Below are 15064 nucleotides of genomic sequence, written 5' to 3'. Positions count from 1 at the left end.
GATTACCGCTAGATCAAGTACTAAACGCTCTTGCAAATTTGGGCGTTGTACCTTTACCGCCACCCAGCGGCCATCGTGGAGTTGGGCTTTATATACCTGCCCTAAACTTGCAGCTGCGATTGGCTTATTTGGAAAATTTGCAAATAAACTATGGGCAGGGGCCTCCAGCTCAGCTTCGATTGTTGCAAGGGCTAAGTTGTGATCAAAAGCTGGTAGATCATCCTGTAGGCGCGTTAGTTGCTCCAACCAGTCGCGCCTAACCAAATCAGGGCGAGTGGAAAGTGCCTGGCCTAATTTAATAAAACAAGGCCCTAAATCCGTAAGGGTATGGAGTAATTCGCGGCCCAGGCGCTTTTGCACCTCAGGGTTTTCGCTGCCCCCTTGGCTCAGAAGGCTGAGGCTCAAGCTGCCCAGTTGCCACAGCACCACCACCAGGCGAGCCAGCAATTGATGCAGKGGAACAGCGGCGCGCTTGTAGATAACTGAACCTTCGCTCCRCTAACTCTAGAAAGCGGAACACTCAACTGGAAGACTGGGCAGGTGTGGAATCCCCTAGCTCCAGCCAAGGACCCATGGCCCATCGCCCTTGCCCTGGGGCAAGAGGCGCGCCGGCRCGGCGTTTTTTTACACCTTCCCGCCCACGGCCGCGGCCGCGCCTGGGCTGGCGATCGCCTGCGGCATCAATTGCCTTGGAAGCTCGACCTGCCGGAGCTACCCGCCCTGGGGGGGCCCTTAGTTAGCGATGGGGCGATAGCTGCTTCCCAGCAACGCCTGGCCAATTGTGTTGGCGCCGAGCGCAGTTGGTATGGGGTTAATGGCGCCAGTGGCCTGTTGCAGGCAGCCCTTTTGGGGGCGGTACCCCCTGGGGGGCGGGTGTTGTTGCCGCGCAACCACCACCGCAGCCTTCTGCATGGCTGCCTGTTGGGGAATTTGGAGCCAATTTTTTATGCCCCTCCCTTTGATCAAGCCAGTGGTTTGGCCCAGCCCCTACCTGCCCAGTGGCTAGGGCAGCTACTAAATCAGGTGGGTCCGATTGCTTTGCTGGTGTTGGTGTCGCCCACCTATCAGGGCTTTGCCGCCGATTTAACTGCCTTGGTGGCGATTGCCCATGGCAAAGGGATAGCGGTGTTGGTGGATGAAGCCCATGGAGCCCATTTCAGTTTTGCCAGCAACCTGCCAACTGCAGCTGTAGCAGCCGGGGCTGATCTTGTGGTGCAATCGCTCCATAAGGCCCTCGGGGGCCTTGCCCAAACGGCGGCGCTCCATCTGCAGGGCCGYMGGGTGCAGCKTGAGCAATTGGAGCGGGCCCTGCTTTGGCTGCAAACCAGTAGTACCAGTGCCCTGTTGTTGCTATCTGCGGAACAGGCGGTAGCCCGCAGTTCCAGTGCCCCGGGCCGTTGCCAGCTGCAGGTTTGCCTAAAGCAGGCGGGCGAYCTGGCGGCAGCGCTCCAGCGGGAGGGGGTTCCCCTGCTGCAAAACCAAGACCCCCTGCGGCTGATTTTTCACTCAGCCCKCTGGGGCCTTAGCGGTATTGCCGCCGACGAATGGTTGATGGCAAGGGGAATTGTGGCTGAATGCCCAGAGGCGTTAACACTCACCTTTTGCCTTGGCCTAGCCCCWGTGGCGCCCTTAAGCCGCCCCTTGCGCCGTGGGCTGCGCCAATTGAAACGCMTGCAGGGCAGTGCCTTGCCCTTAAGGCCATTGCAGGCGCCACCTTTCCCCGCTGTGGCTCAATTGCAGTTGCCCCTTGCAGAGGCCTGGCGCCTGGCATCGATCARTTTGCCGCTAGCTGAAGCAGAGGGAAGAATTGCAGCAGAAACGATCTGCCCATACCCGCCAGGGATTGCATTGCTGCTGCCGGGGGAACGCTTGGATCGAGCACGGATTGATTGGTTGCAGCAACAACTGTTGTTATGGGGGGGGCAGATCGCTGATACGGTGAAGGTTCTGGCCTGAGGCTGGTGTTTATCCAGGCCCCCTATCAGTGGGATTTTGTTACCCCCGGSATACCCGATGGGGCCTTTGAGGCTGCGCCCGGYTTTAGCCCCACGCCGATGGAACAACGGGTGATGCTTTTGGCCCACCTGAGGCCCAGGCCTGATTCCGTTGTGTGGGATGTGGGTGGCGGCACCGGCGCCCTTGCCCTTGAAATCGCCCGATTGCTGCCCCGCGGTCGCGTGCAGGCCCTAGAGCGCGATCCAGAGGCGGTGGAATTACTTGAACGCAATCGGGCCCGCTTTGGCATAAATAATTTGGAGGTGTTGCAGGGKCAAGCCCCCGTTGATTTGCAACGGCTTGCCCCAAATCCCGATCGGGTGTTGCTTGAGGTGGGGCGCCCCCTTGGGGATGTGCTCAGGGCTGTTTGGGAATCGTTGGCCTTGGGGGGGCGRCTGGTGATCAGCACCTCAAGTTTGGAGGGTTTGGTGGATGCCACCGACCATCTAGGGCAGCTGGAGGCCTCTGATTTACAGGTGGTGCAGGCTACGGTTCATCGCATGCAACGGCGGGGCGAYCAAACAAGGTTGGGGGCGGCGGAACCGCTCTTTTTGATCGCAGCAGAGCGCCAYCAATGAGCAYGCGATGAATAGATGGTTGAGCGGCTTAGCRGCAGCCCTTTTTGCCCTAGTGATCATTTGGCTTGGCGGCTGGTGGTTCACCCTCAGCCTTGGGGTGATTGTGCATTTGGCCCTGCTGGAATTTTTTCGTTTAGCCCAGTTCAAGGGCATAAGGCCTGCMACAAAAACCACCTTGGTGGTKTGCCAATTGCTGTTGATAACCACCCAGTTATTTCCAGGTAGTGCCCTTGCGGCGGCAATTTTGCCGCTTGCGGGCACMGTGATCTGCGGTTGGTTGTTGCTGCAGCCGATCACGGGGAGCATTGCCGATATTGCCGCTTCAATTTTTGGTTTGTTTTACCTGGGCTTTTTACCCAGCCATTGGGTGCGCCTCAGGGCTTCCAGCGATGGTTTAGCAATCACCCTGTTGGCATTTGTGTTGATCTGGGCTGCCGACTGTGGCTCCTACCTCTGGGGCAGCCGCTATGGGCGCACGATGCTCTCTGAGGTGTCTCCAAATAAAACGGTGGAGGGCGCCCTGGCGGGCCTCACGGCCTGCTTGATTTGCGGCGCCTGCGGTGGTGTTTTGCTTGGTTGGCAATGGGGCTGGGCCGTGGGAGCGGTTTTAGGTGCCTTGGTTGCCCTGTTTGCTTTGGTGGGAGATCTAACTGAATCAATGATGAAAAGGGATGCGGGGGTGAAGGATTCAGGGGCCTTAATTCCAGGCCATGGGGGGATTTTAGACCGTGTGGATAGTTATTTGTTTACACCAGCAGTTGTTTTCTATTTTGTTACTTTGATCCAGCCGCTCCTGCGCTAACAATTGAGCTGCCCGTTAGCTTCAACTGTTGGCCCTCAATTAATACATTCTCAAGCCTAATCGCAGGATCCATGGGCACTGGTATCGCCGCTGGTATGGCCGCTGTTGATTTGGAATGAATGGGTTGCAACCAAAGCATGCCATCTAATACTTCTAGGTTGCATTGAATGGATCTGCCATCGTCGCTATATAAACTTAGTTTGTTCTCAGCTATTACGTAACTAGCTAAATTGTTGGCTCCTAATAGCTGACTGGCGATATTGTTGCTAAAGCTAAGCCAATGGGGATTTGCAAGRGATTTATTTAGATTGGCAGCGCTAAAAGTTACGCAGCCTTGAATCTGAAATTTATGTTTTAGTTGTAATTTTTGCTTTTTGATTAAACCGCCAACTTCAAAATCGATCGGATCGCTTTGGAGTTCMACATTGGCAAGGGCTAGGTTTTGAAAAACAACACCCTTAGCYGTTAGTTTCCMCCCCTGCAGGTGCCCAGCCAATAGYCCAAGGGCCGAGCCATCCAAATCCAAATCAAGCTGCTCCAATTCACTGCAAACACTGGTAAGCCATAAACGCATGCCCTGGCTGAGCAGCTGCATTAGGGGCCCGCTCATCGGCTTTGCCKCCARTGGGATGCCACCAGGGTTGGTTGATCTAGGTGGGGCAGATGCCCGCAGCTTTTGAGTTCCGTGCAGCAATCGCCCAATCGRGTTGCGGCCGCTTGCCGTTGCGCTGCCGGCAGGATGCGGTCGTTTGCACCCCAAAGCACCTGCAGTTCGCAGCTTGGCAATGCACCGTCTACCTCGGCAAAGCCACCACTGCTGGCAAAGGTGGCCAAAGATTCAGCCCAGCCAGGTGTTTTTAAGTGCAAACTGGCAAKCTCTTCTTCTGCAGGCCCAACACTGGCCTTTGGATCAGCAAATGCCTGCCGGCATAGCCCCCTKCGCACTGCTGGCAGGCCAAGAAATGCAACGCCAAATTTATTAAATGGTGCTGGCAGGGGCCTTGCTTTACCGGTGATGCCCGCMGGAGCAAGCAAAAGCATTTTATCCACTAATTGAGGATTGCTTTGCTCTAATGCCATGGCCAACTGCAATGCCACGGCACCCCCCATGGAGGCACCGATTAAACCGATTTTTTCAAATTGATTAGCCGCCTGAATTAATGGCAGTAGCGCCTTGAGATGACTTAAAACCAGCTGGGGRCCGTAGGCGGCGCCAGGGGGYCTTGGGGAGAAACCAAAGCCGCAAAGATCGGGAATCCAAAGTTGATGGGAGCTTGCAAGCAAAGGSGCGAGGCGGCGAAATTCAAGAAATGAACTRTCGAAACCATGCAGCATCAGTATTGGTTTCCCTTGGCCCACTACGGCTACGGGCCATTCCAAATCTGCCAGTTTCCCTGGCAGATCGAGGGCTAGCCAGCGAATTGATGCGGCTAGGGCCCTGCCCTGGGGATCCTTGAGCTGCTGGGCAGCCCAATTCAGTGAACTAAGCATCCTTGGGTGCTGCTTACCAATGCAGCCAGTAGATCATCAACAGCCACGGGAAAAGGTAGGTGATGCAAATCGGAATTTGTTTGGCAGGCAAAGCKGCACACCTGTTGCAATTGCTCAAGGCTGGCCTTAGCAAGGCCGAGATCTGCCAAATTCACCGGTAAGCCCAGTTGTTTGAAAAAAGGTGTTAGTTGGCGGCGCGCTTGGGCCGCCAATTGGCTGCCGCCAATTTGTTCCTCYAAGCGCAGTTGCACCAACACTCCAAAGGCAACTTTTTCGCCATGGAGAGAAGCGTGGCAGGCAGGTAATTGGCTGAGGCCATTGTGCACGGCATGGGCAGCAACGGTGCGGCAACGGGCACCGCCGAGGCCGCCGATTAAACCAGCGGTGAGGGCACTYGCCTCGGCCACCCGAACCCAGGCCTCTGAACCAGGATCCTGCAGGGCAGCCACCCCCTCAATCAGTAATTGATCACGTAGAACCCTGGCCTGTTGAACAGCCTGTTGCACTAATCCATCGCTACTTTGACCACTACTCACGGAGGCTTCATACCACTTAGCCATGGCATCGGCGATGCCGCTTGCAAGGGTGCGTGCTGGTGCCGTAAGCACTAGTTGATGGTCGAATATCAATAGTTGTGGGCAGCGCTTGAGGCTTACATCAGCTTGAAAAGCGCCATCGGGGCTGTAGATATTCGCAAGGGCTGTCCAGCCGGCGCAGGTGGCAGCGCTGGTGGGCACAGTGATACATGGTAGATCTAAACGATCAGCTAGTAGTTTGCCGGCATCTAAAACTTTGCCACCACCACTGGCAATTACCCCATCACATTTTGATTGCTGAACTTTTAATTCTAATGCTGCTAAATCTATTTCACAGCAATCAAATTTTAATTCAGCACTTTCAACTGTGAGGCCGCTGTTAGTGAGACTTTGGGCTAATTTCCCCCGCAGGGCACGGGTATTTGGGCTGCGGCCTAGTAGCAGTGGTTTGCTGGAGATTTTTTTGATATCCGCTAGGCCCTGTTGCCATACCCCAKGCCCCCGCCACAGCTGGGCGGGGGCGATGGAATGCTGGCTGCTGGCAGGGGYTGTCATCCCCTAATCAAACACCAGCGCTAGCCAACTCGGGCTGCTCTTGGGGCAGGGTTGTTTGCCTGATTACAACCTGCTTGTCTTCGTTYACATCCACCAGGGCRGCATCACCATCTTTAAGGCGCCCAGAGAGGAATTCCTCCGCAAGGGAATCTTCAAGTAAGCGCATAACGGCACGCCTTAGGGGGCGTGCTCCATAGCTGGGGTTGTAACCCTCTTCCACTAAGCGCTCTTTAAATGATTCAGTAACAGAAAGGCTTATACCTTTCTCCTGCATGCGGGTGAATACTTCCCTMAGCATGATRTCRGCAATAAGCTTAACTTCGTCGCGGTTGAGCTGKCGGAATACAATTATTTCATCGAGCCTGTTGAGGAATTCAGGCCTRAAATATTGCTTGAGTTCTTCGTTAACCAAGGAGCGAATTCGATTRTATTGRTTCTCTTCAACATCACCMCCGCCAAATTCAAAGCCGAGGCCGCCGCCACCTTTTTCAATTACTTTAGAACCGATGTTAGAAGTCATRATAATAAGTGTATTTTTGAAATCAACGGTGCGACCTTTTGAGTCRGTTAATCTRCCRTCTTCAAGTAGTTGTAGGAGCAGATTAAATACATCYGGGTGGGCTTTCTCAATTTCATCAAACAAAACGACMGTATAGGGGCGCCTTCTTACKGCTTCCGTGAGTTGTCCGCCTTCGTTAAAGCCCACGTAGCCGGGGGGGGAACCAATCAATTTGCTAACGGTATGGCGTTCCATGAATTCGCTMATATCTAAGCGGATCATGGAYTCTTCACTGCCGAARAAATATGCGGCTAAAGCTTTTGTTAACTCKGTTTTACCAACACCTGTTGGGCCCGAGAAAATAAAGCTGGCAATCGGCCTATTTGGGTTTTTAAGGCCAACACGGGCGCGCCTAATCGCTTTTGAAACAGCCTTAACGGCTTCGTCTTGCCCGATCAACCTTTGATGGAGAGTTTCCTCCATATTTARCAATTTGGCRGATTCTGTTTCAGTTAATTTTTGAACTGGAACGCCTGTCCAGGAGGCAACAATCTGGGCAATGTCCTCCTCGCTCACCACTGGGGTGCCGTCTGTTGTGGTTTCAGCTGGTTTGGCTKGTTCGCCATCGGCTGGGGCTTCATTGCTGGCTGCAATTTCATCGCGGCGGGCTTGGGTTATGCCACGAACCTGTTCGCGCAACTCAACTTCCTTATCGCGTAACTCACCAGCTTTTGTGTAGTTCTGCTCCCTAACGGCCAAYTCCTTWTCTTTTTGAACTGCCCGCAACTGCTTGTCTAATTCCTTGGCCGCAGGGGGCAATTTCGAATTTAACAAGCGAACCCTGCTGCCGGCCTCATCAACAAGATCAATTGCCTTATCAGGTAAAAATCGATCGGAGATATAGCGATCGCCAAGGGTTGCAGCAGCTATTAGGGCATCGTCGGATATTTTTAGGCGATGGTGAGTTTCATAACGCTCTTTTAGGCCCCGCAAAATTTCAATGGTTTCGGCCACTGATGGCTCACCAACCATCACGGGCTGGAAGCGGCGCTCAAGGGCTGCATCCCGCTCAATATGTTTGCGGTATTCGTCTAAAGTGGTTGCACCGATGCATTGCAGTTCCCCCCTTGCAAGGGCAGGTTTGAGAATATTTGCAGCATCGATTGCACCCTCAGCGGCACCCGCTCCAATCAAGGTGTGAACCTCATCAATAACAAGGATCACATTGCCGGCACCACGGATTTCTTCCATGATTTTTTTAAGCCGCTCTTCAAATTCACCTCTGTATTTAGTACCTGCTACAAGCAAACCGATATCAAGGGTTAAAACWCGCTTTTCTTCTAAAATATCSGGAACTTCACCATCGATTATGCGCTGGGCTAAGCCCTCAGCGATGGCGGTTTTACCAACACCTGGTTCACCAATTAAAACGGGATTATTTTTAGTGCGGCGACCAAGTATTTGAATTACCCGTTCAATYTCATTTTGCCTACCCACCACTGGATCGAGTTTGCCATCGGAGGCCAATTGGGTGAGGTTGCTACCAAATTCGTCGAGGGTGGGTGTTTTGGTGGARCCTTTGCTGCCACCCCCAGCGCTCACCTCAGCGGTTTCACCAAGCATGCGAATTACTTGGGTGCGAACCTTGGCTAGATCAACGCCAAGATTTTCTAAAACCCTTGCGGCTACACCTTCGCCTTCGCGAATTAAACCAAGCAGCAGATGTTCAGTGCCGATGTAGTTGTGGCCCAGCTGRCGCGCCTCCTCCAGGGAGAGYTCAAGAACGCGTTTGGCCCTGGGTGTAAAAGGTATTTCAACGGCAACAAAACCTGAACCWCGGCCAATAATTTTCTCAACTTCAACGCGAGCATCTTTGAGGTTTACCCCCATTGATTTCAAAACCTTGGCCGCTACACCAGTGCCTTCACCGATCAAACCCARCAGGATTTGCTCRGTGCCAACGAAGTTGTGACCCAAACGGCGGGCCTCTTCTTGGGCCAGCATGATCACTTTGATGGCTTTTTCGGTAAACCGCTCGAACATGGTTTGGCGGCAGAGCCTGCAGATGATCCCAACCTATCAGGAATTGAAGGGGGGCTGTGGGGGAAAAACCGATAACTTGGCCTGAACTGCATTTAGCTGCTTTTTAATGCTTTAAAATCAAACGCAAGTTTGGCTGCTACTGGTTACATTGGCCGGAAAACCGTACCGCTAAAAAAATTTACCGCTAAAATACTTAGCTTAAATTTCGCAAAGTTCTTTTACTTTAATCAGGGCATTGTCGCCATTTCGGTAGTAGTTATTACGGATTCCGCAAGTAGAAAATCCAACCCCTTCATAYAGGGCAATGGCGGCCTGATTTGCCTCTGAAACCTCAAGGCTGGCCCGCAGGCATCCCTGCTCCTTTGCCCTGGCGAGGAGATCTTGGAGCAGCTTTGTGCCAAGGCCAAGCCTTCTTTTGCTCGGCTCCACAGCCACCATGCTGATTTGGATTTCATCTGCCACCACCCAGCCGCAGATCAAGCCCAGCAGTGTTTCTGCCCCTGGGGTGCTCCAGTAGCCAATGCAAATATTTGCCTGCCKCTCYAATTCCTCCTGCCACTGTTTTTCGCTCCAAAAGCCGCCGAGGGCCCTTTGATCCAGGGCTAAACATGCTGCTTTTGCGTTCAACCCAAGCTTTGTTGGGGCCGAAGGGCTGAAAAGATAGGGGATCGGTTCCAACTGCATAGCGATGGCAATGGCAAGTACCCCCGGGTTGCCCTGGGCTGATGGAGCTATTGATCTTGAAAGCCCCAACCGCAATCTTGCCCCGATTAGTACCGATTTGGATGCCCAGGGGCGCCTGCGGGTGGGTGGCTGTGTTTTAAGCGACCTGGCGRCCCGTTTTGGCACACCTTTATATGTGCTTGATGAGCTCAGCCTTCGCCAGGCCTGCATCGCCTATCGCCAAGCCCTGGCGCGCCATTACCCCGGCCCTTCACTGGCCATCTACGCATCAAAAGCAAATAGCAGTTTGGCAATTACTGCCCTAGTGGCCTCTGAGGGCTTGGGCTTAGATGCTGTTTCCGCTGGTGAATTACTCACTGCCCTAGAGGGGGGGATGCCGCCGGAAAGGATCGTGCTCCACGGCAACAACAAATCMCCTGAGGAATTAAGCCTTGCCCTGCAACATGGCATTTGTGTTGTTGTAGACAACTGGCGTGATCTTGAGCTGTTGCAGGAGCTTTGCCAGGGGCATGGGGGCCAGGTGCCCCTATTGCTGCGTTTTACCCCTGGCATTGAATGCCATACCCATGAATACATCCGCACTGGYCACTTAGATAGCAAATTTGGCTTTGATCCCGACCAGCTGGAGGCGGTGTTGCGCCATTTGGCTGGTTGCAGCTGGGCAAAGCTAAGGGGATTGCATGCCCATATCGGCTCACAGATTTTTGAACTAAATCCCCACCGCGACCTGGCGGCGGTACTTGCCGATGCCATGGTGCTGGCCCATTCCCTMGGCCACACCATCAGCGATTTAAACGTTGGCGGTGGCCTTGGGATCCGCTAYGTGCGCTCCGATGATCCCCCCAGCATTGAACGCTGGGTGCAGGTGGTGGCAGAGGCAATCGCAGGGGCCTGCCGGGAGCGGGGCCTTGAATTGCCGCGGCTGTTGTGTGAACCGGGCCGTTCCCTGGTGGCAGCGGCGGGCGTAACCCTCTATCAAATCGGCAGCCGCAAGGAGATCGCCGGCTTCAGCACCTATGTGGCGGTTGATGGAGGCATGAGCGACAACCCCAGGCCGATTACCTATCAATCCCAATACACGGCTTGCTTGGCCGATCAGGCCAATGCCCCAGCAGTTGAGAGCGTTAYTTTGGCTGGAAAGCATTGCGAATCCGGCGATGTGCTGCTGCGCAACCTGGCTTTGCCATTAAGTAAACCCGGTGATGTGTTGGTGGTGTTGGCTACAGGCGCCTACAACGCCTCGATGGCTTCCAACTACAACCGCATACCCAGGCCGGCAGCTGTTTTGGTGGCGGATGGTAGAGCTGAATTGGTGCAAAGGCGGGAGCGGCCAGACGAGTTGCTGCGCTACGACGTACTGCCAGAACGCTTGAAATCGGTAAGTTGAATTAATTAAGGGGAGGTGTTTAGGTGTTCTGGCTGCGGTTGAGTTTCGACCTGCTGTTTGCCGGCAGCCTCGGCTTYYTGCTGCTTGGCCGGGTTACTGAACCCCGCACCCTCTGGTTGYTGCGCGGCTATTTRTTACTGGTGGCTGTGGCTTGGTTGCTGCAGCGTTATGGCGATTTGCCCCTCACCTCCAAATTAATGGAGGCGCTGGTGYTGGTGTGTGGCCTTGCGCTCGCAATTTTGCTGCAGGGGGAATTGCGCCGCCTGATGGAATTACTTGGCACTGGCCGCTTGGATGTGCTGCTCGGTAGCCGTCAAACGGGTAGGCAAGATTCCAGCACCGTTGATATTTTGGTTGACACGGTGGGCCAGCTTTCCAAGCGCCGCTGTGGSGGCTTAATAGTGTTGGATTTGGGCAGTGATTTGCGGCCCGAAGACTTTTTGAATCCAGGCATTCAAATCGATGCTTTGCTTTCAGTTGATTTGATGCTCAATTTATTTTCTTCTGAAACCCCATTGCACGATGGCGCGGTATTGCTTCAGGCCAATCGAATTGCATCCGCCGGTGTGATTTTGCCACTTTCGCGGCAAAGCATCACCCGCCATGGCACCAGACACCTGGCGGCCCTTGGGCTCACCGAAAGGCATGAACGTTGTTTATGCGTGGTGGTAAGTGAAGAATCAGGCACCATTTCACTTGCCTGCCAAGGCAAATTTGAACGGCCAATCACAAGGGAGCGATTGCGCGCCCTTCTTGGTGAAGCCCTGCAATTGCAATCTGGTGACCGCCGCAAGCGCCAGGCGCGTACGCTTTCCAAAGCTCAAACCGCTGGCGATCTCGCCGAAGCCTCTGCCAAGAACCGCCCATGAGCCGGCCCCTGGTGGCGATGCCCAGCCCCACCTCCCATTTCTGCTTACCTGAAGGCCTCGATCCCAGTCGCTTGCCTGGCCATGTGGCATTAATCATGGATGGCAATGGCCGTTGGGCTTCCCAGCGGGGCTTGCCAMGGATGATGGGCCACCGCAGGGGAGTGGAAGCATTAAAAAACACCCTGCGCCTATGCAAYAACTGGGGCATAGCAACGCTCACCGCCTACGCCTTCTCCACTGAAAACTGGTCGCGTCCGGGAGAGGAGGTGAGTTTTTTAATGACCCTGTTTGAGCGGGTGTTAGCAAAGGAATTGGCAGCTCTTGAAAAGGAGCAGGTGCGCATTCGTTTCTTGGGGGATCTCACCGCTTTACCCGAGGGATTGCAGCAGCTGATTGCCGATGCCACCGCCCGCACCGCAAATAACAGTGGCATTCATTTCAATGTTTGCACCAACTACGGCAGCCGCCACGAACTAGTGCAAGCAGCAAAAGCCCTAGCCAGACGCGTTAAAAGTGGCGAATTAGATCCAGAGGCAATCAACGAGCATCTATTGGGGCTTGAATTGCACACCGCCGGTGAATGCGACCCTGATTTATTAATACGCACCAGCGGCGAATATCGGCTTAGTAATTTCCTGCTTTGGCAGCTGGCCTATGCGGAATTCCATGTAACAGACGTTCTTTGGCCTGATTTTGATGGGGCGGCACTGGAAGCAGCTCTGCTGGATTATCAAGGTCGCCGCCGCCGCTTTGGTGGTGTACCGGAGAGTGCTAAATGACAGTTGCCCTGCGCCATGATTGGGAGCTTACCGAAATTGAAGCTCTATTAAATCTGCCTTTAGTTGATTTGCTTTGGCAAGCCCAGCAGGTGCACCGGGAAGCAAACCCCGGCTATCAGGTGCAGCTCGCTTCTCTGCTGAGCGTGCGCACCGGAGGCTGCGAAGAAGACTGCGCCTATTGCCCCCAATCGATGCACAACAGCAGTGATGTGAGCGGTGGGCCCCAGTTGGAATTACAAGTGGCAGCGGTGTTGGAGCGGGCTAAGGCGGCAAAAGAAGCAGGCGCCCAAAGATTTTGCATGGGCTGGGCCTGGCGGGAAATCAGGGATGGTGCCCCGTTTGAAGCGATGTTGGAGATGGTTGCTGGGGTGAAACAGCTTGGGATGGAAGCCTGTGTTACCGCCGGCATGCTCAGCAATGGCCAGGCGGATCGTTTGGCCCAAGCGGGGCTTACCTCCTATAACCACAATTTAGATACGAGCCCTGAGTACTACGCCGAAATAATTAGCACKCGCACCTATCAAGACCGCTTAGAAACGCTTCAACGGGTACGAAAAGCGGGGATAAGTTTGTGTTGCGGTGGCATTATTGGCATGGGTGAAACATTAAAAGACCGTGCTTCGATGTTGCAGGTGTTAGCTAACCTTGATCCCCAGCCTGAAAGTGTTCCCATCAATGGTTTGGTGGCAGTGGAGGGAACGCCCCTTGAAAACCAACAGCCCTATGAAAGCCTTGATTTATTGCGCATGGTGGCCACTGCGCGCATCTTGATGCCCCACAGCCGGGTGAGGCTTAGCGCAGGGCGGGAGCAATTGAATCAAGAAGCCCAAATTCTTTGTTTGTTGGCTGGGGCCGATTCCATTTTCTACGGCGATACTCTGCTCACCACATCTAATCCCGCCGTGGAAGCAGATAGGGCATTGCTGGCTGCCGCAGGCGTGCAACCTTTTAGCATTAGTTGAGCTGCCCTTGACCTACCTAGTTGCAGCTTTCTATAAATTTGCACAACTCGATAATCTCGAGAGCTTGCGCCAAAAGCTGCTTAAAAACGCCGAAATAGGTGGTTTGCAAGGCACCTTGCTTTTAGCRGCAGAGGGTATTAATGCCACATTGTGTGGTTCGGAAATTGGCATTAAAGATTTTATTGATTTACTGCGAAAAGAAGAAGCATTTAATGAATTGGAGGTTAAATATAGCTGGAGTGCAAAAAAATGTTTTCACCGCCTTAAGATTCGGATCAAGAGTGAGATCGTAACCATTGGCATTCCTGAGCTGAATCCCCAGCAGCAGGTGGGTAATTATGTGCAGCCGCAGCGTTGGGATGATTTAATTAAGCAGCCAAATACCTTGGTAATTGATACGCGCAACAATTATGAAATAGCCGTTGGCAGTTTCCCCGGTGCGATCGATCCCGGCCTTGATAATTTCCGTGGCTTTCCAGCTTGGGTAGAACAAGAATTGAAGCCATTAATGAAAAAGCACAAGGCAGAACGCCTTGCTTTATTTTGCACAGGTGGCATCCGCTGTGAAAAAGCAACCGCTCTTTTRGTTGCCCAGGGGTTTAGCGATGTTCATCATTTAGAAGGCGGAATATTAAAGTATTTAGAGCAGATTCCAGCCGAGCGCAGTAGCTGGCAGGGGGAYTGTTTTGTATTTGATCAGCGGGTTGCTYTAAACCACCAGCTYGCCCCCAGTGAATACAGTCTTTGTTATGCCTGTGGCATGCCACTGGCYGCCGCTGATCGGGCCTTATCAAGTTATGTGGMGGGGGTTAGTTGCCGCCACTGCAAAGARAATTTTAGYGAAGCTGATCGCCAACGTTTTGCTGAACGTCAACAACAAATGCAATTGGCCGCGGCCCGTGGTGAAAATCATTTAGGTTCTAATTCTCTATCAAATAAGCAGATGCCGTCCCTGGCTGATTTGGAAGCATTTGCTGCCCAGCAGGGGCTGATTTTGCGCCTGCAAATTGGCGGTGGATTAGGACTAAAAACCCTGCGGGTGGCGGTTGCTCGCCGTGATGCGGGGCGCCTTTTGCTGCTGGGTGAACTTAAGGGCTGGTCTTTACCCTTTGCCAATGGTTTGCACCTAGACACCCTGCGAGTGCAAGGCAATCAGCTGCAGGGGGTGGCCGATTTAATTTGGGCTGCAACATTTGCCTGGGCCCTGGAGCAAACCCCATGCCGTAGAGCTAATTTACTTGCAATACGCGATAACAGTAAGCAACATCAAAAACTTGTTCGTTATTTCCGTAGACTTGGTTTCACRGCCCATAGGGAATTGGCGGCCAGCCCAATTGATTTACCCCTGCGTTTGGTGTGGGGTGGTTCTGGATTATTGATGCGAGGTGATTGCACCGAGGGCCTTGCCCGCAGCAGTGGCCGCATCGCGATGGTATGGCCCTCCTTGAATAATAGTGCTAGCTCTATAGATTTGCTCAAGCAAAATTAATCTGGCTAATTCATGGGGAAAGGTAAGTGCTGAAAGGCTGATTATTTGATCTGCTTTAGCCTTTAACTGTGGGCTGTGGCCATCGGCACCACCAATAACAAATGCCAAGCGATTGGAGCTAAGTTCATTTAATTCATTTGCTAGCTGGCGTGAACTAAAATGCTTGCCATCTTCACTTAAAAGTAATAATTTCTCATTATTTTTTAAACTTGCCAGCACCGCCTGAGCCTCCTTRTCTGGCGTTGAATCTTTGAGTTCTATTATTTCAAGGCCAACTAAACGTTTGCAATACATTGCTGCCCCATCATGCAACCAGCCGGGCCGCTGTTTGCCGATTGCAATTATGCGAATCCGTGACAAATTAAGCATTTGCATTAGCCTGGGTGCTGGCAAGT

15 protein-coding genes are annotated in these 15064 nt (G+C 53.3%); 8 read left to right on the top strand and 7 right to left on the bottom strand.

All coding sequences use genetic code 11. From position 1 onward, the window contains the following. Positions 1–447, bottom strand: a 447-nt coding sequence (locus tag C7K08_RS06035; protein WP_341272137.1) for an AarF/UbiB family protein, incomplete at its 3' end; no start/stop codon positions are given. A gap of 93 nt (positions 448–540) precedes the next feature. Between C7K08_RS06035 and C7K08_RS06030 the strand changes: the two genes are divergently transcribed. Genes C7K08_RS06030 through C7K08_RS06020 form a run of 3 tightly spaced genes read left to right on the top strand, consistent with a single transcriptional unit; the run spans position 541 to position 3375 of the window. Further along, positions 541–1956 carry an aminotransferase class I/II-fold pyridoxal phosphate-dependent enzyme gene (locus tag C7K08_RS06030; protein ID WP_241537088.1) on the top strand — a complete coding sequence of 472 codons (1416 nt, stop codon included), beginning with the start codon at positions 541–543 and terminating at the stop codon, positions 1954–1956. Positions 1957–1961: 5 nt separating this feature from the next. Continuing rightward, a complete protein-coding gene (gene cbiT / locus C7K08_RS06025) occupies positions 1962–2573 on the top strand; it encodes a precorrin-6Y C5,15-methyltransferase subunit CbiT (RefSeq protein ID WP_106499741.1) in 612 nt (203 codons plus the stop codon). Positions 2574–2580: 7 nt separating this feature from the next. Further along, positions 2581–3375 (top strand): phosphatidate cytidylyltransferase, encoded by a 795-nt coding sequence (locus C7K08_RS06020; RefSeq protein WP_106499740.1) that lies wholly within the window; start codon positions 2581–2583, stop codon positions 3373–3375. Here C7K08_RS06020 and C7K08_RS06015 read toward each other — a convergent pair. The 5 genes from C7K08_RS06015 to rimI all read right to left on the bottom strand — a co-directional run bounded on the left by C7K08_RS06015 (position 3347) and on the right by rimI (position 9126). Beyond that, the gene (locus tag C7K08_RS06015) at positions 3347–3985 is read right to left on the bottom strand and encodes an LmeA family phospholipid-binding protein (RefSeq protein ID WP_106499739.1); all 639 of its coding nucleotides are present in this window, start codon (positions 3983–3985) and stop codon (positions 3347–3349) included. The genes C7K08_RS06020 and C7K08_RS06015 overlap by 29 nt on opposite strands. After that, positions 3982–4866 (bottom strand): alpha/beta fold hydrolase, encoded by an 885-nt coding sequence (locus tag C7K08_RS06010; protein WP_106499738.1) that lies wholly within the window; start codon positions 4864–4866, stop codon positions 3982–3984. The genes C7K08_RS06015 and C7K08_RS06010 overlap by 4 nt, the downstream gene beginning before the upstream one ends. Next, positions 4851–5957, bottom strand: a complete 1107-nt coding sequence (locus tag C7K08_RS06005) for an iron-containing alcohol dehydrogenase family protein (protein ID WP_106499737.1) — start codon at positions 5955–5957, stop codon at positions 4851–4853. Before C7K08_RS06005 ends, C7K08_RS06010 begins: the two co-directional genes overlap by 16 nt. Positions 5958–5964: 7 nt before the next feature. Next, a complete protein-coding gene (locus C7K08_RS06000) occupies positions 5965–8499 on the bottom strand; it encodes an ATP-dependent Clp protease ATP-binding subunit (protein WP_106499736.1) in 2535 nt (844 codons plus the stop codon). 198 nt (positions 8500–8697) lie between these two features. After that, positions 8698–9126: a ribosomal protein S18-alanine N-acetyltransferase gene (gene rimI, locus C7K08_RS05995; RefSeq protein WP_241537087.1), complete on the bottom strand. Its 429-nt coding sequence runs from the start codon at positions 9124–9126 to the stop codon at positions 8698–8700. A gap of 67 nt (positions 9127–9193) precedes the next feature. On the opposite strand from rimI, the gene lysA reads away from it, so the two are divergent. The 5 genes from lysA to trhO are packed head-to-tail and all read left to right on the top strand — an operon-like array spanning position 9194 to position 14669. Further along, positions 9194–10570, top strand: coding sequence for a diaminopimelate decarboxylase (gene lysA / locus C7K08_RS05990; protein ID WP_106499745.1), 1377 nt, complete (start codon positions 9194–9196; stop codon positions 10568–10570). A gap of 23 nt (positions 10571–10593) precedes the next feature. Next, entirely contained in the window at positions 10594–11439 is an 846-nt protein-coding gene (cdaA, locus tag C7K08_RS05985; RefSeq protein ID WP_106499734.1) for a diadenylate cyclase CdaA, read from the top strand. Beyond that, positions 11436–12218: an isoprenyl transferase gene (locus tag C7K08_RS05980; RefSeq protein WP_106499733.1), complete on the top strand. Its 783-nt coding sequence runs from the start codon at positions 11436–11438 to the stop codon at positions 12216–12218. The genes cdaA and C7K08_RS05980 overlap by 4 nt, the downstream gene beginning before the upstream one ends. Continuing rightward, positions 12215–13180 carry a biotin synthase BioB gene (bioB, locus tag C7K08_RS05975; protein ID WP_106499732.1) on the top strand — a complete coding sequence of 322 codons (966 nt, stop codon included), beginning with the start codon at positions 12215–12217 and terminating at the stop codon, positions 13178–13180. The genes C7K08_RS05980 and bioB overlap by 4 nt, the downstream gene beginning before the upstream one ends. Positions 13181–13187: 7 nt before the next feature. Beyond that, the gene (trhO, locus tag C7K08_RS16730) at positions 13188–14669 is read left to right on the top strand and encodes an oxygen-dependent tRNA uridine(34) hydroxylase TrhO (protein WP_106499731.1); all 1482 of its coding nucleotides are present in this window, start codon (positions 13188–13190) and stop codon (positions 14667–14669) included. Here trhO and C7K08_RS05965 read toward each other — a convergent pair. Next, a complete protein-coding gene (locus tag C7K08_RS05965) occupies positions 14553–15038 on the bottom strand; it encodes a 23S rRNA (pseudouridine(1915)-N(3))-methyltransferase RlmH (protein ID WP_106499744.1) in 486 nt (161 codons plus the stop codon). The two genes, trhO and C7K08_RS05965, sit on opposite strands and share 117 nt — an antisense overlap. Positions 15039–15064: the final 26 nt, after the last annotated feature.

Origin of the sequence: Synechococcus lacustris str. Tous (assembly GCF_003011125.1) — a bacterium.
GTDB classification, from domain to species: Bacteria; Cyanobacteriota; Cyanobacteriia; order PCC-6307; family Cyanobiaceae; genus Synechococcus_D; species Synechococcus_D lacustris.
This window is presented reverse-complemented; position numbering and strand designations above follow the sequence as displayed.